Genomic DNA, 23586 nt, shown 5'->3' with positions numbered 1-23586 from the left:
ATGGCTCCGACCCGAATTCACAGCGCGTCGTTTAATGCGCCTGCCAGATCACCCTTGCCGACCACCTCGACGCCCTCCAGCCCCAGCCAGGCGGCCATGAGCTTCAGCTCCAGGGCCAGCCCCGCTGCGGTGTCATTCGTCGCCTCCGGCTCACGCCACGCCGCCTGCACCAGCAACCGCCCGCCCTGCCGATCCGACTTCAGATCGACCCGCGCCGTGATCGCCTCGTCCTCAAGAAACGGCAGCACATAATAGCCGTGCGCCCGCTTGTGCGCCGGAGTGTAGATCTCCAGCCGCACCCGCACGCCGAACAGCCTCTCGGTCCGGTCCCGCGCCCAGATCAGGTTGTCGAACGGCGACAGCAGCGCCGCGCCGTGCACCTTGCGCGGACGCCGTGCGCCGGGGCTCAGATACGCGGCCTGCCGCCACCCCCGCACCGCGACCTCGATGAGCTCGCCCGCCTCGACAAGCTCCGCCACCCGCGCCTTCGCATCCGCCAGAGGCAGCCGGAAATAGTCCCGCAGGTCCGCCATCGTCGCCACGCCCATCGCCCGCCCGGCGATCCGCACCAGCTCCCGCTGGGCGTCCGGCTCGTCCGGCGTCGGCAGGTCGATGATCCTCGCCGGCAGCGCCCGCTCGGTCAGGTCATAGACGCGCTCGAATCCACGCCGCGTCTTCGTCGTGATCAGCCCGGCCCAGAACAGCCATTCCAGCGCCCGCTTGCCGTCCGACCATGACCACCAGCCCGGCTGCCCGCGCGGGCCCTCGGCGAAGTCCCCGCCGGTGACCGGCCCGCGTCGCTCGATCTCGGCCAGCACGCCGTCGATATAGTCCCGTCGCTCGCGCCCGAACCGCGCCAGACCGGTCCACATCGCCCCGTCGCGTGCCCGCTCCATCCGCCAGCGCAACAGCGGCTGCATCTCCAGCGGCAGCATCGACGCCTCGTGGCCCCAGTATTCGAACAGGCTGCGTCTCTTCCCCCACGCCTCCGCCTCCAGCGCCTCTCGCGGATAGTCCCCCAGTCGTGAGAAGGCCGGCAGATAGTGGGTGCGCGTCACCACATTGACGCTGTCGATCTGCACCACGCCCAGCTTGCGGACGAGGTCGCGGACGTGGCGCGCGCCGGGCGCAGTGGGGCGAGGCCGGCCGAAACCCTGGGCGGAAAGCGCGATGCGTCGGGTGAGGGCGGGGGAGAGCGTTTCGGTCACGGGCTCAACCTAGCCGAAGACAGCAAGCGCGCCACATTCACTCCGTCATCCTCGGGCTTGACCCGAGGATCAGGCGTTGATGCGAACTGGATGTCTGCAACTTGCCCCGATTGAGGGCACATTCCTGAAACACCCAGCACCGGACGGTCTGGCCCTCGGGTCGAGCCCGAGGGTGACGACTGCAACTATCATCCTGTCCTACGGCGCAGCCCTTGCCGGCAGGCCCTGCGCCGCCCGGACCAGCTGCACGAACTCCGCCCGGTCGCCGTACGGATCATCCCCACGCGCACCCTGCGCCTGCTCCAGAACATCATTCCAGCCATAGCTCTCCGACATCCACGGATCCCGCCGCAGCTTCTGCCCGAAGGCCGCGACCGCCAGCGCCCAGCGGGTGCTCTCTGGCGGCTGGGCGGAGACCGGGCCGCCCGCGTCGCGGTTCGACACCACCTGCTGCATCAGCCGCGAGTTCGCCTGTCCCGGCAGCTTGTAGCGCACCTGCACGAAGCCGATCTCGCCGTCCGGATCGCCACCCCCGACCGACAGATTGCGGTTGGCCGGATAGCGCTGCTCGTCCAGCTGGACCGGGCCGCCGACCGGCGTGATCTCGTACAGGGCCGTCACCGACGCGCCCGACCCGACCTCGCCCGCATCGACGCGATCGTTGTTGAAGTCTTCCTCGTTCAACAGGCGGGTCTCGTAACCGATCAGCCGGTACTCGGCGACGCGGGCCGGGTTGAACTCGACCTGTATCTTCACATCGTCCGCGATCGGGAAAGCGCCCTTGTCGAACTGCGCGCCGAACAGGCGCCTCGCCTCGTTCAGGTCGTCGACATAGGCCGCCGTGCCGTTGCCGGCCTGCGCGATCGCCTGCATCCGCGCGTCCTGATAGTTACCGCGCCCGAAGCCGTAGACCGACAGATAGATGCCCGTGCCCCGCTTCTCGGCGACATAGTCCTCCAGCCGCTTGTCGTCCGTGACGCCGACGTTGAAGTCGCCGTCGGTGAACATCAGGATCCGGTTGACCTTGTCCCGCCCGAAGGCGGCCTCGGCCTGCTGATAGGCGTTGACCATGCCCTGCGCCCCGGCCGTGGACCCGCCCGAGTTCAGCGCGGCCACCGCGCAGCGCAGCTTCAGCTTCTGATCGCCCGGCGTCGGGCCGACCGCGGTGCCGACGTCAGAGGCGTAGTAGGTCACGGCCACCCGATCCTCGGGCCGTAGCCGGTCGATGATCAGGTTCATCGCCTTCTGCGCCAGCCCCAGCTTGTCGGGCGACGACATCGAACCCGACACATCGACCATGAATGTCAGGTTCAACGGCTTCCGCTCGCCGGCCGGCAGCTCATAGCCCTGAAGGCCGATGTGCACGATCTGGCGACCCTGCGCCCAAGGCGCGGCGGCCACCGCCGTCGTCACCGCAAAGGGCTCATTGGCCGACGCCGGCCGCGCGTAGCCATAGTCGAAATAATTCACCAGCTCCTCGACCCGCACCGCGTCCTGCGGCGGCGCCCGGCCTTCGTCGACGAACCGGCGAACGTTGGAATAGCTGGCCGTGTCCACATCGATCGAGAAGGTCGAGACCGGCTCCTCCGACACCCGCTTGATCGGGTTCGGCGTGGCGTCCGGGTACCGCTCGGTGTCCGCCTGGCGCGGCCGGGGCATTACTTCGTGCCCGACCACGGCGGGGCGCGATGGGGGAGGCGGCGCGGGAAGGTTGTGCGGCGTGGGAGCCGGAACCCGGAGCTGAAGTTGCGGCGGAGCCATCGGGCGGGGAGGCGGCGGCGGGGGAGGTGGCGGAGGCGGTGGTGCTGGCGGCGGAGGACCGGTCACCCGGCTTCCCGTCACCACCACGTCCTGAACCGCGCCACTGCCGCCCGGCGCCCGGCTGGCGTAGCGGTCGTCCGTCCGCGACTCGGGCAGGTTGATCCCGACCGCGCGGCAGGCGGCCGGCGACACAACTCCGTCGGACGCCTTGTCCCGGTCGCGGTCCTGCACGGGCACGCTGACCGTGCCCGCGGGCGTTCCCAGCGACACGGCCATCAGGGCGGCGACGCAGACATTCATCGGACGACTCATCATCCCGGTTCTCCCCTTCGAGGTTCGTACCGCCATGTCCGGCCCGAGGTCAGGCGGAAATGGGGCGGGCCATCCTGACGAAGCCTGACGATACGGGGTGGCGCGGCGCCGCTTGCGACCCCAATATGGAGCGGGGACTGAGAAGGGCGCGAAATGGCTGAACCATCAACCGGACTGGAACTAGGCCATATCGCCGTTCTGCTGGGCGCCGGCGTGGTGGCTGTGCCCCTGTTCCGCAGGCTGCAGCTGGGCTCCGTGCTCGGCTATCTGGCCGCCGGTCTGGCCATCGGCCCGTTCGGTCTGGCCGTGTTCCGCGAGCCCGAGGTCATCCTGCACGTCGCCGAGTTCGGGGTCGTCATCTTCCTCTTCATCATCGGTCTGGAGATGCGGCCCAGCCGGCTGTGGAGTCTGCGCAAGGACATCTTCGGCCTCGGCGCGGCCCAGGTGCTCGGCGCCGGCCTGCTGCTGACCCTGACCGGAATGGGCGCGGGCCTGTCGATGCCGGTCGCTTTCATCGTGGCCATGGGCTTCGTGCTCAGCTCCACCGCCGTGATCATGCAGATGCTGGACGAGCGCGGAGAACTGCAGGCGCCGCAAGGCCAGCGCGCGGTCTCCATCCTGCTGCTGGAAGACCTCGCCATCGTACCGCTGCTGGCCATCGTCGCCGTCATCGCCTCGGCCACCGGCGTCGCCGCCGAGACCGCACCGCCGTTGTGGCGCACCGTCGGTCTGGCCATCGGCGCCATCGCGGTGGTCTTCCTCGCCGGGCGCTTCCTGATGAACCCGGTCTTCCGCATGCTGGCCCGATACGGCGGGCGCGAGGTCATGACCGCCGCCGCCCTGCTGGTCGTCGTCGGCGCCGCCTGGCTGATGGACGCGGGCGGCCTGTCCATGGCCATGGGCGCCTTCCTCGCCGGCGTTCTGCTGTCCGAGTCGACCTTCCGGCATCAGCTCGAGGCGGACGTGGAGCCCTTCCGCGCGATCTTGCTGGGCCTGTTCTTCCTCAGCGTCGGCATGTCGCTCGACCTCGGCGTCGTTCTCGCGGACTGGCAGATGGTCATCGGCGGCGTGATCGCCTTCATGGCCGTGAAGGCCGTCGCCATCTACGCCGTCGCCCGCGTCTTCAAGGCCAGCGAGCGCGAGGCCATCGAGCGCGCGGTGCTGTTCGCCCAGGGCGGCGAGTTCGCCTTCGTCCTCTACGCCGCCGCCCTGACCGCCGGCGTGTTCGACCCGCGCATCTCGGCCGCCGCCACCGCCATCGTCATCCTGTCCATGGTGCTGACGCCGCTGACCACCCTGATCGCAGGCCGCCTGCTGCCGACGGAGGAGCTCGACCCCGACGCCGCCGACGGCGTCGATCGCGCGAAGAACCTGCGCGAGCGGGTGCTGATCATCGGCTTCGGCCGGTTCGCCCAGGTCGTGTCCCAGCCCCTGCTGGCCCGCGACGTCGACGTGTCGATCATCGACATGGATGTCGAGATGATCCAGGCCGCAGGCAACTTCGGCTTCAAGGTCTACTACGGCGACGGCTCCCGCCTCGACGTGCTGCGCGCGTCGGGCGCCGAAAAGGCCGAGACCATCCTCGTCTGCGTCGACAAGCCCGAGATCGCCGACCGCATCGTAGAACTGGTGAAGGCCGAGTTCCCGCTGACCAAGCTGTTCGTCCGCGCCTACGACCGCGGCCACGCCATCCGTCTGGTGCAGGCCGGCGTCGAGTATCAACTGCGCGAGACCTTCGAGAGCGCGCTGGTCTTCGGCTATCAGGTCCTCATCGATCTGGGCTTCACCCACGAGGAGGCCGAGGAAACGATCACCGACGTCCGGCGCCGGGACGAGCAGCGTCTGGAGATCCAGATGGTCGAGGGCATCACCGCCGGCCGTTCGCTGATGCGCGGCAACATCCGCACCACGAAACCGGAGCCCTACATGAAGCCCCGTCGCGAGGGGCAGGCCCTCAACGAGGAGGCGGCCGAGGCGCTGGAAGAGGATGACGCCCGCGAGCGCACGGACGCCTGACGTGGCCTTGCGCCGCCGTTTCGTGTAGAGCGCCCGCCCGATGGACCGCCGCCTCTCGATCGCGCCGATGATGGACTGGACCGACCGGCACTGCCGGGCGTTCCACCGTGCGCTGACGTCCAGGGCCTTGCTCTACACCGAGATGGTCACCGCTCCGGCCGTTATCCATGGCGACCGCGAGCGCCTGCTGGCCTTCGACGCCATTGAGCATCCGGTGGCCCTGCAGCTCGGAGGCTCCGACCCGACTCAGCTGGCCGAGGCCGCTCGTATCGGCGAGGGCTATGGCTATGACGAGATCAATCTGAACGTCGGCTGCCCCTCCGACCGCGTCCAGTCCGGCCGCTTCGGCGCCTGTCTGATGACGGAGCCGGAGCTCGTCGCCGACTGCATGGCGGCCATCAAGGGCGCCGTCTCCGTGCCCGCCACGGTCAAATGCCGCATCGGCGTCGACGATCAGGACGCCGCCACCTCCCTGTTCGCCACAGTCGACGCCTGCGCCGCCGTGGGCATTGAGGTCTTCATCGTCCATGCCCGCAAGGCCTGGCTGAAGGGCCTCTCGCCGAAGGAGAACCGGGATGTGCCGCCGCTCGATTACGCGCTGGTCCGCCGCCTGAAGCGCGAGCGGCCGCATCTCTCGATCTCCATCAACGGCGGCATCGCCTCGCTGGATGAGGCCGAGGCCCATCTCGACGACGCGGACGGGATACAGCTGGACGGCGTCATGCTGGGTCGCGCCGCCTACCACGAGCCGGCCATTCTCGGTCAGGCCGACCGCCGCCTGTTCGGCGCCCCGACGCCCGACGTCGACGCCTTCGAAGCGATCGAACGCTACCGCCCCTATATGGCCGCCCGTCTGGCCGAGGGCGTGCATCTGCCCGCCATGACGCGCCACATGCTGGGGCTGATGCATGGCCGCTCCGGCGCACGCGCCTTCCGCCGCATCCTGACGGTCGAAAGCATCCGGCCAGACGCCGGTCTGGAGGTCATCGACCGGGCCGTCGACGCCGTGCGCGAGGCCGAGGCCCGCATCGCCGCCTGATGCAATCCGGATACAGATCGGCGTCCTTCGAAACCTTGGCCGTTCCTTAACCCCGCTGTCAGCTTCGGTTCACGCAGGGTTGTGTTACGCTCGACTCATGTCCGAGCAGACCCCCAAACCTGATCTGCGTCTCATCCAGGCCGAGGCCGAGGTTTACGACCTGATGAAGGCCCCGGAGACTACCGCCGAGCGCGTCAAGCGTCTCCAGATGGAGGCGCGCTCGCTCGCCGTAGAACAGGTCGAGGCGCTGGAGAAGGTGCTGATGGACGCCACCGCGATGGCGCGTGAGATTGCGGAAGGCGGCGACGCCTATCCCGTCGGCGCCCGCGAACTGGCTGGCCGTCTGGCCCAGGACCTGCCGGCCAAGGCCGAAACCCTCAAGGCCATCGTCCTCAAGACCCCGCACTGAGGTCCACGGCGGGCTTCGTCGAATCCTTGTCGCCGATCATGAGTCGGCGAGAACCGGCCGCCCTATAGCGTCATCCGATCCCAACTCTTTCGGAAGACATCTCCATGCGTCACCTGATCACCTTGGCAGCGGCAACCGCGACCTTGGCCGTCGCCTCCTGCTCCAACCCGGCGACTGAAACGGCGGACGCCGCCGAGACCGCTGCACCGGCCGCCGATGTCGGCGCCGTGCTGACCGTGGCGGATCTGCCGAAGCTCCGTCCGGGCGTGTGGCGAAACACTGTGACTGACGGGGATGGCGAGGTTGAAGTGATCCGTCAGTGCGTCGGACCTAACGAGCCCTTCGAACTCACGGGCTCATCCGACTGCGTGCCGACACTCCGTCGTACGGCGACCGGCATCAGCGTCAGCGGGCAATGTGCCAAGGACGGCCTGACGACCGAAATCAATGGAACCATCACGGGCGACTATCAGGCTCGTGGATCCATGGACATTCGCCTGAAGGTGGCCCGCAACGGCGAGCCGCTTGCGGACATGCGTATGCGCAACGACAGCGTCTACGAAGGGCCGTGCCCCGCGGGTCATGAACCCGGCCTGATCCAGGACGGCGAGTAACGCTTGGTTCGGCGGCCGTTCGCGGCCGCCGGCCCTTGTCTTCGGAACCTTCGCCAGCCCGCCCGGCTTCCCCTTTCCGAAGGAGACAGCCCCATGGACGACCGCAAGACTTTCGAACCCGCCGCCGAACAGACCGCCGATGATGAGCGGAAGATTCAGGCCGGCATCGACGCGAAGGACGCCGGGTCTGACGGAGAGGCGAAGGAGAAGCCGGTGCAGGCGGGCGCCCGTAAATACCCTGAACCGCCCTTCCCGAAGCAGCACCAGAAGAAGCCCGGCGAGGAGTTCAGGCTCGACCCAGCCCCCATGTACGACGCGCCCTTCTGGAAGGGATCGGGCAAGCTGGAGGGAATGGCGGCGATCATCACCGGCGGCGACTCCGGCATCGGCCGTGCGGTCGCCGTGCTGTTCGCCCGCGAAGGCTGCGACGTCGCCATCTGCCATCTGGACGAGGACAAGGACGCCGGCGACGCCAAGGCCGCGGTCGAGGCCGAGGGCCGCAAAGCCATCGTTCTGAAGGGCGATGTCGCCGATCCCGCCTTCTCCGAAACTGCTGTGAAGGCCACGCTGGAAGCCTTCGGTCGGCTGGATGTGGTCGTGCCAAATGCCGCGTTTCAGGAGCATGTCGAAAAGCTGGAGGACCTCACCTTCGAGCATTTCGACCGGACGCTGAAGACCAATCTCTACGGCTACTTCAACCTCGTGAAGGCCGCAGTTCCACACCTCAAGGCCGGTGCGTCGATCGTCATGACCGGCTCGGTCACGGGCATCATGGGCAACGAGGACCTGCTTGACTACTCGATGACCAAGGGCGGCATCCACGCCTTCGCCCGGTCGCTCGGAACGCATCTAAGCCAGCGCGGCATCCGCGTGAACGTCGTCGCGCCCGGGCCTGTGTGGACGCCGTTGAATCCCGCCGACAAGGACGCGGAGGCGACGTCGAAGTTCGGCGCGGACACCGTGATGAAGCGCCCCGCCCAGCCGGAAGAGATCGCGCCCGCCTACGTCTTCCTCGCCTCACCCCAGATGTCGAGCTACATCACCGGCGAGATCCTGCCGATCATCGGCGGGTACGGCGGCGGCTGATCAGGCGACGACGTCGTCGAACTCCGGGTGCCGCTTCAGCCAGGCCACGGCGTAGCTGCACCTCGGAGCCAGCTTCAGCTTCTCGGCGCGCGCGTGCTCGGCCAGCGCTTGCATGAACCGGCCGGCCGCGCCCGAGCCGCGCAGATTCGGGTCGGCCTCGACGTGCAGGATCACTCGCGTGTCGCCCTGTACGGCATAGTCGGCGAACACGGCCAACGTCTCGCCGCCCGGGCCCGCGAAGCCCTGTTCAAAACGGTTCTCTGAACGAACATCCCGGAGATCAGTCATGGCGCAGAACCTCTACTGTGTCGGTCATCGGACACAACGTCCAACACACGACCCGTCGCGCCGTTCCGTATCTTTCTGAAAAGGCGGATGTTCCCGCCGCGACCGTGTCTACGGCGCCCGGTCGCCCATCAGGGCGATCAGACCCAGCACGCTCTTCACCGTGAACCAGATGTGCAGCAGCAACAGCGCCAGACCGCAGATGATCAGGGTGACGATACCCACAAGCACGATCGCCAGCGGGATGCTGATCGCAATCCCGACCCACAGGGCCACAGTCCACCAGAAGACCGACCAGAACAGCCGGATCTGCTCATCCAGGTGCGCTCTCGCCACGCCGGTCGCCGACCTGCGGCTGGCGTAGGCGACGATCAGGCCGACGATCACCAGCAGGTTCGCGCTGGGGATCGAGAGGATGTACAGCAGCCACGCGATCGCGGCGGGGGCCTTGCCCTCCGAGGCGTGGCCGGCTTCCAGTCGGGGCTGGCGGGGGGCGTCTGTCATAGCGGTCCTCTCGGCGTCAGATCCACCAGCCGCGCGGGTGAGCGATCGCGCGGCCGGCCTTCAGGGCCAAAACGCCCCAAGCCCCCCGAAGGATCAACCACAGCGCCGTCAGGAAGAGGATCGGCACGCCGAGGGCGTAGGGCACGGCCATCAGCACCACGCCGACCACGGCTGCGATGACCCCGGCCATCAGGGTCCGTCTCTGGAAGACGAAGTGCGAACGGGCCAGCGCGTTCGCCGGCTCCGGTCGCTTCCACATGGCCAGCAGCGCGACCACGCCGGCGACGCCGACGGTCGGTACGGTGAACAGGATCAGGGCGTAGATGACGTACAGCCCGACCACGCCCGGGGTTTCTTCCGGCTCGCGCGGCGGCGCATGGCGGGCGGCTTCCCGGGCGGTGAATTCGGCCGAGGGTTCGAAGATGGAGGCTTGCACGGGGTTTGAGCGCGGCGGCGCGGGCGACGGTTCCGCCGCGGCCGCTCGACGCTCGCCCTGCAGGGACCGCTGGCTGGAGAATCCGACCAGATCGTCGGGGTCGTGACCGCTGTCTTTGTCGCCGGGACCGGGCATCGAAACTCCTTGGAGACGCCAGCTATTACCGCTCGGTTGCGTCGGTGCAACCGTCCTCAGGCGTCATGCCGGGCGAGGATGACCTCGCAGCCCGGCGCCGCCGCGCCCTGCAGGGCGCCCGGCTTCTCGATCCGCACCACGGCGCGGCGCACCCGCACGTCTTCCAGACAGGTCGTCGCCAGCCGTTCGGCGAAGGTCTCCACCAGCCCGACATGTCCGCTGCCCGCGATCAGGCGCGCCGCCGTCGCGACGGTCTCGTAGTTCACCGTGTCGGCCAGCTTTTCGACCCCGTGCGGGTCCAGCGTCAGGGTCACGTCGATCACCAGCCGCTGCAGCCTGCCGTGCTCGTGATCATAGACACCGATCCCGGCCTCGATCTCCAGTCCGCGCACGAACACGGTCAGGCCCTCGCGGCGCAGATCGCCGCCCGACGCAGGGAAGGGCAGGGGGGATGCGGTCACGCGGCTACTCCAGAATGTCCGGGGTCTTCCAGGCCAGATGCTGGCCCCCGTCGACGGCGATCATCTGGCCTGTGACCAGTTCCGCGTCCACCAGCCAGCGCACGGCGGCGGCGACGGCTTCGGGGCTTCCGGCCCGCGCCAGCGGCACGCCGGCGGCCTCGGCCTCGAAATCCGCCTGCGTCTGATGGACCGACGGCAGGGTCGGTCCCGGCCCGACGCCGTTCACGCGGATATGCGGCGCCAGAGCCTGCGCGAGCGTCCGCGTCGCCCACCACAGGCCGTTGCGCGACAGGGCATAGGAGAAGAAGCGCGGATCGGGTTTCAGGACCCGCTGGTCCAGCAGGTTGACGATCGCCGACCCCTTGGGCGCCTGCGCCGCGAACGCCTCGGCCAGCACGATGGGCGCGCGAAGATTGGTCTCGATATGCCGGTCCCAGCTTTCGCGCTCCAGCGACCCGACCCGGTCGTCCTCGAACACCGAGGCATTGTTGACCAGCACCGCCAGCGGCCCGACGGCCTCCACGGCGGCGGGGATCAGCGCGCGGACCTGCGTCTCATCCGAAAGATCGGCCTGCACGATCGCCGCGTGCCGTCCCAGCGCGCGCACTTCGTCGGCCACGGCCTCAGCCGCATCCTTTGACTTTCCATAGTGGATGACGATGCCGAAGCCAGCCTTCGCCAGCTCCAGCACGATGGCGCGCCCGATCCGCTTGCCGCCGCCGGTGACCAGCGCGGCGCCGCGACGGGCGACCGGATCAGTCAACCCGGCCGAACTCGATGAAGTTGATGACGCCGAGAACGACGACGAAACCGACGATGATGTAGAGGGCCAGCATTCGGGTGCTCCTTGGACCGGCTGGCAATACGGCCTGAACGGATTCAGTTCAAGGACGCGCGACGGAACAGACAGGCTTCCTCGTGCAATGACCGACAGGGGACGTCGGGAGATCATCATGCGCGACCTGTCTCGCCGGACCGCTGTGCTTGCAGCCCTGACCCTGTCTTTCGCATCGTCAGCCGCCTTCGCCCAAAGCCGGCCCCGGGGTCGGCGGGGGCGCCGTGATGGTGAGGGGGCCGGTCGTTCCGCGTCGCCGCACGAAACGATCCCGACCGGCCCCGATCCCTTGCAGGCCTATGATCTCTATTCGGCCGACGCGACGGACGGCCCGATTCTCGCCTTCGTGCACGGCGGCGGCTGGTCCCGTGGCGACAAGTCCATGGTCCACGATCTGCCGGCCTATGCCGAACGTCACGGCCTCACACTGGCCTCCATCGGCTATCGGCTGGTCCCGGCTGTCACGCCCCGCGAGCAGGCCAGCGATGTGGCCGCCGCTCTCGCCGATCTGATCCGGACCCATCCGGGCCGGCCTGTCTTCGTCATGGGCCATTCCGCCGGCGCTCATCTGGCCGCACTGGTCGGCGTCGATCCGTCGTATCTCGTGGAAGAGGGGGTCCAGCCCGCTGATCTTGGCGGGGTCATGCTGCTGGACGGCGCGGGCTACGATGCGACGGGAGATCGCGGCGATGGCTTCGCCGGCCGCATGCTGGGCCAGATGTACGCACAGGCGTTTGGCGACCAAGCGGCGGCCCTGTCGCCCACCCTGCGTGTTCGGGGTAGACAGACCTACCCGCCCTTCCTGATCTTCCACATCGCCAGCCGAGCTGATTCCCGCGCCCAGAGCGAGGCGCTCGCCGTCGCTCTCCGGAATGCCGGTGGTCAGGCCGAGGTCATATCCGCGCCGAACGACAGCCACCGTGACATCAACCTCGGCTTCGGCGTCGCGGGCGATCCGGAAGGCGAACGGGCGGCGCGGTTTATTTCCGCACCACGCTGACCGGTGCGCGCCCGGCGTTCAGGTGCTAGCCAAGGCATATGAATCCGAACGTCTTCTCTATCGTGCTCATCGTCCTCGCTGGCGGCGCGACCGCCTTGCAGGCGCCGACAAACGCCAGACTGATGACCGCCGTCGGTTCGCCGGTGAACGCGGCATTCGTCTCGTTCGCGGTCGGCACGGCGGCTCTGGGTCTGCTGGCGCTGCTGTTCCAGACCAGGCCGGACATGGCCGCCGCCCGAACCCTGCCGTGGTACGCATGGATCGGAGGCCTCTATGGCGTGGTCTTCGTGATTGCGGCCACATGGGGCGTGCCGCGTCTCGGTGTGGCCCTGACCATCACCCTGATGGTCGCCGGCCAGCTGCTTATCAGCCTGATCCTGGACCACTTCGGCGCGTTCGGCGTTCCCCGCGCCCCGATCAACCTCGGCCGGCTGGCGGGCGTCGCGCTGGTGGTGGGCGGCGTGATCATGGTGCGGCGCTTCTAGTCAGCAGTCGTCGGCAGATGCATCGCGCAAACGCCGCGCCCGGCCTATATCTGGGACAATGTCCGCGCCCGATTCCATAGAGGCCAGCACCGCCTCCGCCCTGAAGGCCGCCGACCTGATCCGCGACGAGGCGCGCCGCGCGCCCGACAAGCCCGGCGTCTATCGCATGTATGGCGAGGACGGCGCCTGCCTGTATGTGGGCAAGGCGCGGTCCATCAAGAAGCGCATACTCCAGTACGCACAGGGCCGGTTCCACACCCAGCGCATCGCCCACATGGTCTCGCTGACCCGGTCGATGGAGCTGGTGGTCACGGCGTCCGAGACCGAGGCGCTGCTGCTCGAATCCAACTTCATCAAGAAGCTGAAGCCACGCTTCAACGTGGTGCTGCGCGACGATAAGTCGTTCGCCGAGCTGATGATCCGCCGCGACCACCGCGCGCCGCAGGTTCGCAAGCATCGCGGGGCGCATACGACAAAGGGCGACTATTTCGGCCCGTTCGCCTCGACCTGGGCGGTCAACCGGACCTTGACCACGCTGCAGAAGGCCTTCCTGCTGCGGTCCTGCTCGGACAGCGTCTACGAAACCCGCACCCGCCCCTGCATGCTGCACCAGATCAAACGCTGCTCTGCGCCCTGCACCGGTCTGATCTCGCTGGAGGACTATGGCGGGCTGGTCGACGAGGCCGAGGCATTCCTGCGCGGCAAGTCGCGCGCTGTCATCAGCCGGCTGTCGAAGGAGATGCAGGCCGCCTCGGACGACATGGATTTCGAGACCGCCGCCCGCGTGCGCGACCGTATCCGGGCCCTGTCCGCCATTTCGATGGAGAACAGCGTCTCCGCCGAGGGCGTGGCCGAGGCCGACGTTTTCGCCCTGCATTCCGACGGCGGACAGGCCTGCGTACAGGTCTTCTTCTATCGCGGCGGCCAGAACTGGGGCGGCCGCGCCTACTTCCCGCGCGTGGACCGCAGCGACACCGACCCCGAAATCCTCGCCGCCTTCCTCGGCCAGTTCTACGAGGACAAGCCGGTGCCCCGGCAGATCCTGACCAACGTCCTGCCGCACGAGAAGGAGCTTCTGGAGGAAGCCTTCTCAATGATGGCGAAACAGAACGATGGCCGCCGCGTGGTGTCGATCGAGCTACCCCGTCGCGGCGACCGGAAGGCTCTCGTCGACCACGCCCTGACCAATGCGCGCGAGGCGCTGGGCCGGCGCATGGCCGAGAGCTCGGCGCAGTCGAAGATCCTCGACGAGGTCTGCGAGGCCTTCGGTCTGGAGAGCCGGCCTGAGCGGATCGAGGTCTACGACAACGCCCACATCCAAGGGACCAACGCCGTCGGCGGCATGATCGTCGCCGGACCCGAAGGCTTTCGCAAGAACCAGTACCGCAAGTTCAACATCCGCGGCGAAGACCTGACCCCCGGCGACGACTACGGCATGATGCGAGAGGTCATGCGTCGCCGCTTCACCCGTCTGGTCAAGGAAGAGGAGGAGGGGGAGGGCGCCGACCGTCCTGACCTTCTGCTGATCGACGGCGGCGCCGGCCAGCTGGCCGAGGTGCAGGCCGTGCTGGCCGATCTGGGGCTGGATGACATCCTGGCCGTCGGCGTGGCCAAGGGCCCTGACCGCGACGCGGGCAAGGAGCATTTCTTCATCCCCGGCAAGCCGCCCTTCATGCTGCCGCTGAAGTCGCCGGCTCTCTATTACATCCAGCGTCTGCGCGACGAGGCCCACCGCTTCGCCAACGGCGCCCACGCCACGCGCCGATCGATGGACATCAAGAGGAATCCGCTGGACGAGATCGAAGGCGTCGGCCCCGGCCGCAAGAAGGCCCTGCTGCACGCCTTCGGCTCCGCCAAGGGCGTCGGGCGGGCCTCGGTCGTCGACCTCGAAAAGGTCGAGGGCATCAACCGCGCCCTGGCCGAACGCATCCACGGCTTCTTCCGCAAAGCCTGATCACGGATTAGAACGCGGCCATGTCCGATCATTCCGCCAACTCCCTGCTGACAGGCTACCGTCGCTTCCGCGAGAACCGCTGGCCCGAGGCGCGGGCTGAATATGAGGCGCTGGCCGCAGGCCAGAAACCGCACACGCTTATCGTCGCGTGCTCCGACAGCCGCGCCGACCCGGCCCTGATCTTCGATGCCGCTCCGGGCGAGCTGTTCGTCGTGCGCAACGTCGCCAATCTGGTGCCGCCTTATCAACCGGACGGCCAGTTACACGGCGTCTCGGCGGCGCTGGAGTTCGGGGTCAAGGTGCTGGAAGTGTCCCGCATCGTCGTCATGGGCCACGCCTACTGCGGCGGGGTGAACGCCATGCTGAACGGCACGCCGGAAAGCTGCGCCGACTTCGTGGCGCCCTGGGTCGCGCAGGCCGCGCCGGTGGTGCGAATGATCTGCGAAAGCTTCCCGGCAGAGGAGACCGGTCGGCTGGCGGAAGAAACGGTGGTCCGTCTGTCGATCGAAAACCTGCGAACCTTCCCGTGGATCGCGGAACGCGAAAGGGCCGGCGTCCTGACGCTCACCGGCCTGCATTTCGGCATCGCCGACGGCATCCTGAGCGCGTTGGAGGGGCCCGGTCGTTTCGAGCCGCTCGGCTGAGCGCTCGCCTCACGCATCGAAGCGTGGCAGATCGGCGTTGAGGTTTCAGGAGCCCCGCATGACCCCCAATCCGCACGCCAATCCGATTCCGAACATCCTGACCGGCCTGCGGCTGTTCGCCGGGGTGATCATGTTCCTGATCCTGGCCGGCGCGGCGCCGCAGGGCATCCCGGTGCTGTCGGAATATCTGTCGCCGGACGACCAGTTCATGCTGGGGCGCAACGCCTTCATCATCTTCGTCATCGCCGCCTCGACCGACTGGGTCGACGGCTTCCTCGCACGGCGCTGGCACGCGACGACGCGCTGGGGCGCCATCCTCGACCCGATCGCCGACAAGGTGCTGGTCACGGGCGCGATCCTCGGCGTTCTGGCCTGGGGTTCCGTGCCGCAGGCCGCGATTCCCTGCGGTCTGATCCTGTTCAGAGAGTTCGCCGTCTCGGCCCTGCGCGAGACCGTGGCGGGCAAGGTCAAGCTGCCGGTCACCCTGCTGGCCAAGTGGAAGACGACGCTGCAGATGGTGGCGCTGGGTGCGCTGCAGCTGGTGCTTTTGTGGGACGGCTTCGGCCTGCCGCTGGAATGGCAGCCGCACTTCCAGACCTTTGCTTATGTCCTGCTCTGGGTGGCGGCCATCATCACCGTCTGGACCGGCTGGCAGTATTTCGCCAAGGCCCGTGACAAGATGAGCCACATCTAGGGCCGGAGGACACAGCCATGAAGAACAAGGAAGCCGCCTTCCTGCCCATCGGCATCGGCGTGGGACTCAGTATGGGCGTCGCCTTGGGCACGGCCATGGACAACCTTGCGCTGGGCCTGTCGCTGGGCGTCGCCATTGGCGCCGGGCTTGGCGTGGCCTTCATGGGCGCGGCCAAGGCGAAGGCGAAGAAGGACGAGGCGGACAAGGGCGGCGGCGAGGGCTGACCCCGCCGCCTCCGGGCCTTACCGGCCGCCCAGTTCCGCGACCAGCCGTTCCATGCCATAGACATCCCGCAGCGCGGTCGTCACCGCGCCTGTTGTGACAATGACCGAGCGATTGACGTTGCGGTCATAGCCATAGGCGTTGCGCTGGGTCAGGACCGTCGAGTCGAAGTTGGCGCCCAGGATCTCGCCCTCGGCGTTGACCACCGGCGAGCCTGACGATCCGCCGATCGTGTCCGACGACAGGGTCATGTTCATCACCGTATCGGCCGGAATACGGTCCTTCGCGGCCAGCAGCTTCGGCGCAACGTCGAACGGCGCCGCGCCGGTCGCGCGGTCCCACAGGCCGTCGAAGGTCGTGAACGGACCCCAGCGCTGGCCGGGCACGTCCGATCCCTCGATCTTGCCGTAGGTCAGGCGCAGCGTCCCGGTCGCGTCCGGATAGACGCTGTCGCCATAGGCGGCGAAGCGGGCCGCGGCGAGCCGTTCCGAGGCCTGATCGGTCGGCGCCTGAACCCGGCTTTCCCAGTCGGCGCGGATCGCCCGGGTCGGCTCCTGAATCGACAGCAGATACCGGATCAACGGATCGTCCGAGGCCTGGACCGCCTGAAGGCCGCCTTCCCACAGGGCGCGGCGCACCGCCGGATCGGCCAGCTTCGTCCCCTCGACCAGACGCGCGGACAGACCTTCCGGCGACTCGCGGCCCAGCAGGGCGCGGACGTCGGGGTTGTCGACGGTCAGCCACTCCCGAGTCTTGGACAGCCACCACTCCAGCCGCACCTGCTCCAGCTCCGGATAGACCGGCCGCTCGGCGAACAGACCGCTCTGGACACCCGCCAGTCGGCTGTCGGCGTATTCGGGCAGACGCTCGGCCGACGCCTTCTCCCGCTCCTGCGCGCCGCGCACGAGGGTGCGGGCCCAGAGAAACAGCTGCGATCCGCCGGCCACCGGCGTGGTGCCCACACCCGTGCCGCCTTCCAGCAGGGCCATGGCCGGATACAGCTCGCGCTGGATCGGCTGCACCGCTTCCAGCGCACCCCACGGGTCCGGTCCATCGCCATTCGCGGCGGCGTAGCGCTGCATGAAGTCCACTTCCGCGGCCGCCTTCATGTCCATGAACTGCGGATCAGTCAGCGCCCGCATCCGGCCCAGCCCGCGCTTGTAGGTGTTCTCCAGCCCGACGATCGGATCCATCGCCTCGAACGCCTGCCGCTCGCCTTCCTCGGAATAGCGGATCAGTCGCCCGCGCAGCTCCGACGCGATCAACTGGTCGAGCGGCAGGACCACGTCCCGCACGGTCATCAGTTGGTCCATGGTCAACAGGCGCTGCGTCGCGCCCGGGCTGCCCGCCACGAACACCGGCGTGCCCTCGACGGGCTTGGCGGGGTTCCACTTGAAGTGCGTCGGCGTCTGCGCCGGCGCGTCATTCTCGTATAGCCGGATGAAGGCCGCATCGATGGCGAAGCGCGGGAAGCTGAAGTTGTCCAGATCACCGCCGAACGTCGCTGCCCGGTCCTCGGGTGCGAAGGCCAGCCGGACGTCCGAGTATTTCTTGTAGGTGTAAAGTTTGAACTGGCCGCCTCGATACAATGTCACCACCTGACACCGCTTGTCGGCTGCACCGCCACAGGCTTCCTGCTCGATCCGGCCCGCCTCGGCGTCGCGTGCCTGTGTGAAGGCCTGACCTTCAAGACCCGCGCCCGCCGCCTGCATGCGTTCGGTCACATCGCTGATGTCGGTCAGCACCTCGGCCGTGCCGCCCGGGCATTTGACCTCTTCCTCACGGGCGCGCGGGGTGAAGCCGGTCTCGGCGTAGTTGACCGCCTGCGTCGAGATGTTGGCCACGCAGGTCGCCACGCAGTGATTGTTGGTCATCACCAGACCCTCGCCCGACACGATGCCCGCCGAGCAGCCGCCGAACTTGACCGAGCTCAGCCGCACCCGGTCCAGCCACGCCTGATCGATGCTGGTGCCCAGAGTCTGGTTGGCCCGCGCGATCGGGAAGTTGTCGAACGTCCACATGCCTTCCTCCGCCTTCGCGGCCGAACCGGCGGCGAGGGTTAGAAGGGCGGCGGCCCAGATGGCGTGACGGGCAGGGGTTAGGTGGCGCATGAGGACTCCAAAAACGTCTCCTTCTCCACTTGGGGGAGAAGGTGGGCCCGAAGGGCTCGGATGAGGGGGCTCTGGCCATATCCAGACCGGAAAAAGGGGGCCGGCGTCAACCAGCCCCCTCATCCGTCTCGCTCCGCGCGCCACCTTCTCCCCCGAGTGGAGAAGGTCAGTGAAGTTACCGAACCCCCAGCTCTCCGAGGATGCGCGGGTTCGGGTAGACGTTGCGCAGCGCTTCCGTGATCGCCGCTGTCGACACCGACACGGTCCGGTTCAGCTCTCCGTCGTAACCGAACGAGCCGCCCAGCGAGTGGATGTTGCCGTCGAACGCCGCGCCGATGACTTCGCCGGCGGCGTTGATCACCGGCGAGCCGGAGTTGCCGCCGATGATGTCGTTGGTGGAGGAGAAGTCATAGACCGTCTCCTTGTTCACCTTCGCCTCGTTGTCGGCGAAAGCCTGCGCCAGGTTGAACGGCTCCGAGCCCGTGGCCCGCTCGTACAGGCCGCCCATGTAGGTGAACGGCGGTACGGTCACACCGCGATAGCTCCAGCCCTGCACAGTCCCGTACGACAGACGCAGCGAGAAGGTGGCGTCCGGATACTGGTTGGTGCCGTACGCGGCGAACCGCGCCTGGGCGACCTTCTCGGCCGCACGGGCGGTTGGCGCGGTCACCTCGGCGGCCCAGCGATCGCCGATGGCCTTCGCCGCGTCATCGTTGGCCGCCACGAAGGCCAGCAGCGGATCGGCCGCAGTCAGTTGCTCCAGCGTCATGCCCGCCGCCTCGCGACGGAAGGCGGCGTCGCCCAGCTTCGTGCCGGTGATCAGGCGATCGGCCAGCGCTTCCGGGCTCTCACGGCCCAGCATCGCCTTCACCTGCGGATTGTCGACGGTCAGATACTCGCGCGTCTTGGACAGCCAGTAGCGCAGGCGGATTTCTTCCATGTCCGCATAGATCGGCGTCTCCTCGCCCATGGTCGCGGCCAGTCGCGCGCGTTGCTCGGGCGTGGCCTCGGTGTTCTTCGCCGCCCGCACCAGCGCCTTGGCCATCTGGTACAGGGTCGAACCGCCGCCCGCGGCCTGATCCAGCTGGCGGAAGGGCAGGTACAGATCGCGCGCGGTCGCCTGCACCCGCTCCAGATCGGCCCACGGATCGCCGATCTGCTGGACCAGCGCCGGATCGGCCGCCACGCGTTGACGCAGCTCGGTCTCCTGATCCCGCTTCACCTGCATGAAGGCCGGATCGGTCAGGGCGCCCTGCTGGCCGTAATAGACCTTGAAGCTGTTCTCCAGACCGAAGACCGGATCGAAGGACACCCGCTTGGCCTCGTCCCCGGTCAGCGAATACTCCAGCAGGCGGCCGCGCAGTTCCGAGTTCTGGATCAGGGTGACCGGCAGCTGCTGGTCGCGCAGCCGCTCCAGCTGGCTGATCGTCAGCAGGCGCTGGGTCGTGCCGGGGTTGCCGGCCACGAAGGTCACGTCGCCCTCGGCCGGAGCGTTGGCGTTCCATTTCAGATGGTTCGGCGTCTCGACCGGCTTGCCGTCCTCATAGGCGCGCAGGAATCCGGCATCGAGGGCGTAGCGCGGGAAGTTGAAGTTGTCGGGATCGCCGCCGAAGAAGGCCGCCTGGTTCTCCGGCGCGAACACCAGCCGCACGTCGTCGTACTTGCGGAACTTGTACAGCGAGAACCGGCCGCCCCGGTAGAAGTCGATGACCTGACAGTTGAACTTCGCGTCGCCCCCGCAGGCCTCCTGCTGGATGCGACCGATCTCGGCCCGTCGGGCGGCGTTGAAGGCGGCGCCTTCCAGTCCCTGACCGGCGCCCAGCACGCGATCGGTGACATCGGTGATTTCCGTCAGCACCTCGGCGGTCTGGCCCGGGCACTTCTTCTCCTCCTCGCGGGTGGCGGGCAGGAAGCCGTTCTTGACGTAGTCGTGCTCCGGCGTGGACAGCTCCTGAGCGCAGCCGACGACGCAGTGCCAGTTGGTCAGGATCAGCCCCTCATCCGAGACGAACGAGGCCGAGCAACCCTGAATCCGCACCGAGGCGTTGCGTACCCGGTCCAGCCACGCCTGATCGATGCGGGTCCCGTATTTCTGGTTCACCGCCTGGATCGGGAAGTTGTCGAAAGTCCACATCCCCTCCTCGGCGCGGGCTTCGGTCGGCGTCGCAGTCAGGGCGATCGCGCCGCCGACGGCGACGAGAGAGGCGGTCGCCGCGAATGCGGCGCGCAGGGAACGGAACGACATCAGGCGGTCTCCATCGATACCAAGGGTCGTTAACTCCTAGACCCGCGGCCCCACGCCCGTCCACGGCTGGATCGTCGCAACTCTCTGTTACCCCGATTTAACTCGACGGGGTCCCGACTGCCGGTCAGATAAACCCCAAGTCAGGGGACCGAACCGCGCATGTCGCTCGCGCTATCCACATTGCTGTACGAATGGCGTCGCTACATGGCGGCCGTCATGGCGCTGGCCCTTTCGGGTCTGCTGGTCATGGCCATGACCGGCGTCTTCATCGGCATCGGAAAGGGCTTCACCGCCCAGATCGAGCGCTCGCGCGCCGATGTCATCGTGATGCAGCCCGGAGCCAAGAGCCTGTTCGGCGGCCCCTCCGGTGTGCCGCGCCGGTTCCAGCCGCTGGTCTACAACCACCCAGATGTCGCCGAGGTCCAGCCGTTCGACATGGCCGGCGGCAGCTTCCAGTCGGTCAAGGACGTCGACCCGACCATGTCGCAGGCCGAGCGGGCCCGTCAGGGCGCGGCCAAGATGAACTTCGTCCAGGCCCAGATCATCGACACCACCCCGGACGCCGTGACCATCCCGGTCGACTATTCGCAGGAACTCGTCGACGCCCTGCGCCAGCCCTATACGGTCGCCATCGACGAGACGAGCCTGCCCAAGCTCGGCGTCAAGCTGGGCGACAAGGCGCTGTACAACGGTCAGACCGTGACGGTGGTCGGCGTTCTGCGCGGCTATCCGAACATGATGCAGCCCTCCATAGTCATGTCGCGCGACACCCTGCGCATGGTGGGGCAGGCCGACACCGGCCCCCGCGTCGGCCCGCTGATGGTCAAGCTGAAGAACCCCGCGCGGGCCGAGGCCGTCGCCGCCCAATTGAACGCCATGGGCGACGGCCAGTGGAAGGCCTGGACCCGCCAGCAGCTCGCCGACGCCAACGCAGGCGCCATGTTCGAGGAAGGCATCCTGCTGATCATCATCGCCGGCTGCGTGGTGCTCGGGACCATCATCGGCGTGGCCATCACCTGGCAGACCCTGCGCGGCGCCATCATGGCCAACATCAAGGAGTTCGCCTCGCTGCGCGCCCTTGGCGTCGGCATGGGCTCGCTCCGTCGTATCGTCATGGAGCTGAGCTTCTGGGTCGGGGTCGTCGGAACCGGCGCCGCCGTTCTGCTGACTTGGCTGCTGTCGCTGCTGGCGGCGGCGGGCGCGGTCATCATCGCCCTGCCTCCGATCCTGATCATCGTCGTCGGCGGCGGTCTTGTGATCATCGCCATGCTGTCGGGCCTGCTCTCGATGGGCATCCTCAAGAACAGCCAACCGGCGGACCTGCTGCGATGAACGCCCACACTCAGCTGCACGGCCGCCACGGCGAGGCCGCCATCGAGGCCACCGGCCTGATCAAACGCTTCAAGTCGGGCAAGTCGTTTGTCGAGGTGCTGAAAGGCGTGAACTTCGACGCCCGCCATGGCGACCTGACCATGGTCATGGGCCCGTCCGGCTCCGGCAAGTCGACCCTGATCGCCGCCCTGTCCGGCCTGCTGAAGCCCGAGCAGGGGCGGGTGGACGCCCTCGACATCGACAATCTGTGGAAGCTGTCCTCGGGTCGCATCGACAAGTTCCGGCTCGACCACTGCGGCTTCATCTTTCAGGGCTTCAACCTGTTCCCGGCGCTCAGCGCCCTGCAGCAGGTGACCACGGTGCTGAAGTTCCAGGGCCTGTCGCCGGATCAGGCGCGCAAGCGCGCCACCCTGGCGCTGGAAGAGGTCGGCCTCGGCCACCGTTTGCACCAGCGGCCCTCGGCGCTTTCGGGCGGCGAGAAGCAGCGCGTCGCCATCGCCCGCGCGCTGGCCAAGGACCCCAAGATCCTGTTCGCCGACGAACCCACTTCGGCGCTGGACGGCGAGAACGGTCAGGTGGTCATCCGCCTGCTGCGCCGCGCCGCCACCGAACACGGCGCCGCCGTCATCTGCGTGACCCACGATCCCCGCCTCGAGGCCTGGGCCGACCGTGTCATCCACATCGAGGATGGCGTCATCACCAGCGACGAGCGCCGCACCCCCAACCCCGACGCCACCCTGGCCTCGCACTGACCGATCCCAAGGACTGACCCAATGCCCGCTTTTCTGAAGAACAAATGGCTCTGGATCGGCCTGGTGCTGATCGTGCTGCTCGTCGTCGGCTTCACGACCATGCAGGGCGCCGCCAAGGCCAGGAAGGCCGAGGAAGAGCGCCAAAACGCCCAGAAGGTCGTGACCCCCTACGCCGCCATCGCCAACGGCAAGGTGGATATCGAGGGCGGCATCATCCAGATCGCGGCCCGCCGCGGCGGCGTGGTGCGTCAGGTGCTGGTGCAGGAAGGCGACCGCGTCGAGGCCGGCCAGATCCTCGCCCGTCAGGAAGACGACGAGCCCCGTCTGGCCCTTCAGACCGCCAATGCCGACCTCGCCTCGGCCCAGTCCCAGCTTCGCGCAATCCAGGTCGACATCAACACCGCCCAGCGCGAGTACGAGCGGCTGGAGAAACTGGTCGCCACCAACTTCGTCGCCGCGGCCCGCATGGATCAGGCCCGCGACGCCATCGAGACCGCCCGCGCCCGCCTTGGCTCGCAGCAGGCTGCCGTCGACACGGCCCGCGCCCGTCGCGATCAGGCCGCCTACAACGTCGAGCTGACCGTGATCCGCGCGCCGCAGTCGGGCCGCATCGTCCGTCGCTACGCCAACCCCGGCGCCGGCGCCTCGACGCTCAACGTCTCCAACATGTTCGACCTCGAGCCCGACGCCCCGCGCATCGCCCGCGCCGAGATCGTCGAGTCCGACATCCCCAACATCATCGTCGGTCAGGCCGTCGAGATCACGCCCGAGGGTGATCCGTCCAAGGTCTATATCGGCTCGGTCCTGCGCCGCGCGGCCGTCTTCGGCGCCCGCAAGCTGGCCTCCGACGATCCCTCGCAGCGGTCGGACGAGCGCGTGGTCGAGGTCGTCGTCTCGGCCGGCGACGCCCCGCTGCTGATCGGCCAGCGCGTGCTGGTCAAGTTCATGAAGCCCGGCGAGACCGCCGGCGCCGCCCGCGCCACAACCCCCGGCGTCCCCGCCGACCGCGCCATGGCCCGACCCGCTCAAGCCAAGGCGGACTGACG

23 protein-coding genes are annotated in these 23586 nt (G+C 68.0%); 14 read left to right on the top strand and 9 right to left on the bottom strand.

Translation table 11 applies throughout. The features are described from left to right. Positions 1 to 17: 17 nt before the first annotated feature. Both ACIQC9_RS09845 and ACIQC9_RS09840 read right to left on the bottom strand, forming a co-directional pair. Complete coding sequence (locus ACIQC9_RS09845) at positions 18 to 1208, bottom strand: winged helix-turn-helix domain-containing protein (RefSeq protein WP_400615014.1); 1191 nt, start codon at positions 1206 to 1208, stop codon at positions 18 to 20. A 198-nt stretch (positions 1209 to 1406) separates the two neighbouring features. Further along, entirely contained in the window at positions 1407 to 3281 is a 1875-nt protein-coding gene (locus ACIQC9_RS09840) for a von Willebrand factor type A domain-containing protein (RefSeq protein WP_400615012.1), read from the bottom strand. 153 nt (positions 3282 to 3434) lie between these two features. On the opposite strand from ACIQC9_RS09840, the gene ACIQC9_RS09835 reads away from it, so the two are divergent. From ACIQC9_RS09835 to ACIQC9_RS09815, 5 genes are all read left to right on the top strand, one after another. Then, positions 3435 to 5297 carry a monovalent cation:proton antiporter-2 (CPA2) family protein gene (locus tag ACIQC9_RS09835; protein WP_400615010.1) on the top strand — a complete coding sequence of 621 codons (1863 nt, stop codon included), beginning with the start codon at positions 3435 to 3437 and terminating at the stop codon, positions 5295 to 5297. Positions 5298 to 5337: 40 nt separating this feature from the next. Then, positions 5338 to 6336, top strand: coding sequence for a tRNA dihydrouridine(20/20a) synthase DusA (gene dusA, locus ACIQC9_RS09830; RefSeq protein ID WP_400615007.1), 999 nt, complete (start codon positions 5338 to 5340; stop codon positions 6334 to 6336). Positions 6337 to 6433: 97 nt separating this feature from the next. Continuing rightward, positions 6434 to 6745: a hypothetical protein gene (locus ACIQC9_RS09825; RefSeq protein WP_400615005.1), complete on the top strand. Its 312-nt coding sequence runs from the start codon at positions 6434 to 6436 to the stop codon at positions 6743 to 6745. Positions 6746 to 6849: 104 nt separating this feature from the next. Next, positions 6850 to 7359, top strand: coding sequence for a DUF3617 domain-containing protein (locus ACIQC9_RS09820; protein WP_400615003.1), 510 nt, complete (start codon positions 6850 to 6852; stop codon positions 7357 to 7359). 93 nt (positions 7360 to 7452) lie between these two features. Then, entirely contained in the window at positions 7453 to 8445 is a 993-nt protein-coding gene (locus ACIQC9_RS09815; protein WP_400615001.1) for an SDR family oxidoreductase, read from the top strand. Here ACIQC9_RS09815 and ACIQC9_RS09810 read toward each other — a convergent pair whose 3' ends face one another. The 5 genes from ACIQC9_RS09810 to ACIQC9_RS09790 form a co-directional block, all read right to left on the bottom strand. Continuing rightward, complete coding sequence (locus ACIQC9_RS09810; protein ID WP_400614998.1) at positions 8446 to 8733, bottom strand: GNAT family N-acetyltransferase; 288 nt, start codon at positions 8731 to 8733, stop codon at positions 8446 to 8448. Between the two features lie 108 nt (positions 8734 to 8841). After that, positions 8842 to 9234 (bottom strand): hypothetical protein, encoded by a 393-nt coding sequence (locus ACIQC9_RS09805; RefSeq protein ID WP_400614995.1) that lies wholly within the window; start codon positions 9232 to 9234, stop codon positions 8842 to 8844. Between the two features lie 16 nt (positions 9235 to 9250). Next, positions 9251 to 9805 (bottom strand): hypothetical protein, encoded by a 555-nt coding sequence (locus ACIQC9_RS09800; RefSeq protein ID WP_400614993.1) that lies wholly within the window; start codon positions 9803 to 9805, stop codon positions 9251 to 9253. 56 nt (positions 9806 to 9861) lie between these two features. Beyond that, positions 9862 to 10266, bottom strand: coding sequence for a dihydroneopterin aldolase (gene folB, locus ACIQC9_RS09795; RefSeq protein ID WP_400614990.1), 405 nt, complete (start codon positions 10264 to 10266; stop codon positions 9862 to 9864). Positions 10267 to 10270: 4 nt separating this feature from the next. Next, a complete protein-coding gene (locus tag ACIQC9_RS09790) occupies positions 10271 to 11029 on the bottom strand; it encodes an SDR family oxidoreductase (RefSeq protein WP_400614988.1) in 759 nt (252 codons plus the stop codon). 190 nt (positions 11030 to 11219) lie between these two features. Between ACIQC9_RS09790 and ACIQC9_RS09785 the strand changes: the two genes are divergently transcribed. The 6 genes from ACIQC9_RS09785 to ACIQC9_RS09760 are packed head-to-tail and all read left to right on the top strand — an operon-like array spanning position 11220 to position 16102. Beyond that, positions 11220 to 12101, top strand: coding sequence for an alpha/beta hydrolase (locus tag ACIQC9_RS09785; protein ID WP_400614987.1), 882 nt, complete (start codon positions 11220 to 11222; stop codon positions 12099 to 12101). 38 nt (positions 12102 to 12139) lie between these two features. Beyond that, the gene (locus ACIQC9_RS09780; RefSeq protein ID WP_400614985.1) at positions 12140 to 12586 is read left to right on the top strand and encodes a DMT family transporter; all 447 of its coding nucleotides are present in this window, start codon (positions 12140 to 12142) and stop codon (positions 12584 to 12586) included. A gap of 46 nt (positions 12587 to 12632) precedes the next feature. Continuing rightward, positions 12633 to 14540 (top strand): excinuclease ABC subunit UvrC, encoded by a 1908-nt coding sequence (uvrC, locus tag ACIQC9_RS09775; RefSeq protein ID WP_400615455.1) that lies wholly within the window; start codon positions 12633 to 12635, stop codon positions 14538 to 14540. Positions 14541 to 14560: 20 nt separating this feature from the next. Then, positions 14561 to 15184: a carbonic anhydrase gene (locus tag ACIQC9_RS09770; protein WP_400614983.1), complete on the top strand. Its 624-nt coding sequence runs from the start codon at positions 14561 to 14563 to the stop codon at positions 15182 to 15184. 58 nt (positions 15185 to 15242) lie between these two features. Beyond that, positions 15243 to 15878: a CDP-diacylglycerol--glycerol-3-phosphate 3-phosphatidyltransferase gene (gene pgsA, locus ACIQC9_RS09765; protein WP_400614980.1), complete on the top strand. Its 636-nt coding sequence runs from the start codon at positions 15243 to 15245 to the stop codon at positions 15876 to 15878. A 17-nt stretch (positions 15879 to 15895) separates the two neighbouring features. Beyond that, positions 15896 to 16102: a hypothetical protein gene (locus ACIQC9_RS09760; protein WP_400614977.1), complete on the top strand. Its 207-nt coding sequence runs from the start codon at positions 15896 to 15898 to the stop codon at positions 16100 to 16102. Positions 16103 to 16120: 18 nt separating this feature from the next. On the opposite strand, the gene ACIQC9_RS09755 is transcribed toward ACIQC9_RS09760, so the two are convergent. Further along, positions 16121 to 18211, bottom strand: a complete 2091-nt coding sequence (locus tag ACIQC9_RS09755) for a S46 family peptidase (protein WP_400614975.1) — start codon at positions 18209 to 18211, stop codon at positions 16121 to 16123. A gap of 175 nt (positions 18212 to 18386) precedes the next feature. Then, the gene (locus ACIQC9_RS09750) at positions 18387 to 20456 is read right to left on the bottom strand and encodes a S46 family peptidase (protein WP_400614973.1); all 2070 of its coding nucleotides are present in this window, start codon (positions 20454 to 20456) and stop codon (positions 18387 to 18389) included. 159 nt (positions 20457 to 20615) lie between these two features. Between ACIQC9_RS09750 and ACIQC9_RS09745 the strand changes: the two genes are divergently transcribed. From ACIQC9_RS09745 to ACIQC9_RS09735, 3 genes are read left to right on the top strand one after another with little or no spacing between them, the layout of a single operon-like run. After that, on the top strand, positions 20616 to 21788 hold the full coding sequence (locus ACIQC9_RS09745; RefSeq protein ID WP_400614970.1) for an ABC transporter permease: 1173 nt from the start codon (positions 20616 to 20618) through the stop codon (positions 21786 to 21788). After that, positions 21785 to 22540 (top strand): ABC transporter ATP-binding protein, encoded by a 756-nt coding sequence (locus ACIQC9_RS09740; protein WP_400614968.1) that lies wholly within the window; start codon positions 21785 to 21787, stop codon positions 22538 to 22540. Before ACIQC9_RS09745 ends, ACIQC9_RS09740 begins: the two co-directional genes overlap by 4 nt. Positions 22541 to 22561: 21 nt before the next feature. Then, the gene (locus ACIQC9_RS09735; protein ID WP_400614966.1) at positions 22562 to 23584 is read left to right on the top strand and encodes an HlyD family secretion protein; all 1023 of its coding nucleotides are present in this window, start codon (positions 22562 to 22564) and stop codon (positions 23582 to 23584) included. Positions 23585 to 23586 lie beyond the last annotated feature (2 nt).

This window comes from Brevundimonas sp. NPDC092305, from assembly GCF_044755415.1.
Classification (GTDB): Bacteria; Pseudomonadota; Alphaproteobacteria; order Caulobacterales; family Caulobacteraceae; genus Brevundimonas.
The sequence above is the reverse complement of the archived record's forward strand: the minus strand, read 5'-3'. Positions and strand labels throughout refer to the sequence as shown.

What these genes read in the sequence shown, in the direction of transcription:
- ACIQC9_RS09840 (WP_400615012.1), bottom strand. Translation starts at nt 3,281, where the DNA reads ATGAGTCGTCCGATGAATGTCTGCGTCGCCGCCCTGATGGCCGTGTCG.
- ACIQC9_RS09835 (WP_400615010.1), top strand. Translation starts at nt 3,435, where the DNA reads ATGGCTGAACCATCAACCGGACTGGAACTAGGCCATATCGCCGTTCTG.
- dusA (WP_400615007.1), top strand. Translation starts at nt 5,338, where the DNA reads ATGGACCGCCGCCTCTCGATCGCGCCGATGATGGACTGGACCGACCGG.
- ACIQC9_RS09825 (WP_400615005.1), top strand. Translation starts at nt 6,434, where the DNA reads ATGTCCGAGCAGACCCCCAAACCTGATCTGCGTCTCATCCAGGCCGAG.
- ACIQC9_RS09820 (WP_400615003.1), top strand. Translation starts at nt 6,850, where the DNA reads ATGCGTCACCTGATCACCTTGGCAGCGGCAACCGCGACCTTGGCCGTC.
- ACIQC9_RS09815 (WP_400615001.1), top strand. Translation starts at nt 7,453, where the DNA reads ATGGACGACCGCAAGACTTTCGAACCCGCCGCCGAACAGACCGCCGAT.
- ACIQC9_RS09810 (WP_400614998.1), bottom strand. Translation starts at nt 8,733, where the DNA reads ATGACTGATCTCCGGGATGTTCGTTCAGAGAACCGTTTTGAACAGGGC.
- ACIQC9_RS09805 (WP_400614995.1), bottom strand. Translation starts at nt 9,234, where the DNA reads ATGACAGACGCCCCCCGCCAGCCCCGACTGGAAGCCGGCCACGCCTCG.
- ACIQC9_RS09800 (WP_400614993.1), bottom strand. Translation starts at nt 9,805, where the DNA reads ATGCCCGGTCCCGGCGACAAAGACAGCGGTCACGACCCCGACGATCTG.
- ACIQC9_RS09785 (WP_400614987.1), top strand. Translation starts at nt 11,220, where the DNA reads ATGCGCGACCTGTCTCGCCGGACCGCTGTGCTTGCAGCCCTGACCCTG.
- ACIQC9_RS09780 (WP_400614985.1), top strand. Translation starts at nt 12,140, where the DNA reads ATGAATCCGAACGTCTTCTCTATCGTGCTCATCGTCCTCGCTGGCGGC.
- ACIQC9_RS09770 (WP_400614983.1), top strand. Translation starts at nt 14,561, where the DNA reads ATGTCCGATCATTCCGCCAACTCCCTGCTGACAGGCTACCGTCGCTTC.
- pgsA (WP_400614980.1), top strand. Translation starts at nt 15,243, where the DNA reads ATGACCCCCAATCCGCACGCCAATCCGATTCCGAACATCCTGACCGGC.
- ACIQC9_RS09760 (WP_400614977.1), top strand. Translation starts at nt 15,896, where the DNA reads ATGAAGAACAAGGAAGCCGCCTTCCTGCCCATCGGCATCGGCGTGGGA.
- ACIQC9_RS09755 (WP_400614975.1), bottom strand. Translation starts at nt 18,211, where the DNA reads ATGCGCCACCTAACCCCTGCCCGTCACGCCATCTGGGCCGCCGCCCTT.
- ACIQC9_RS09750 (WP_400614973.1), bottom strand. Translation starts at nt 20,456, where the DNA reads ATGTCGTTCCGTTCCCTGCGCGCCGCATTCGCGGCGACCGCCTCTCTC.
- ACIQC9_RS09745 (WP_400614970.1), top strand. Translation starts at nt 20,616, where the DNA reads ATGTCGCTCGCGCTATCCACATTGCTGTACGAATGGCGTCGCTACATG.
- ACIQC9_RS09740 (WP_400614968.1), top strand. Translation starts at nt 21,785, where the DNA reads ATGAACGCCCACACTCAGCTGCACGGCCGCCACGGCGAGGCCGCCATC.
- ACIQC9_RS09735 (WP_400614966.1), top strand. Translation starts at nt 22,562, where the DNA reads ATGCCCGCTTTTCTGAAGAACAAATGGCTCTGGATCGGCCTGGTGCTG.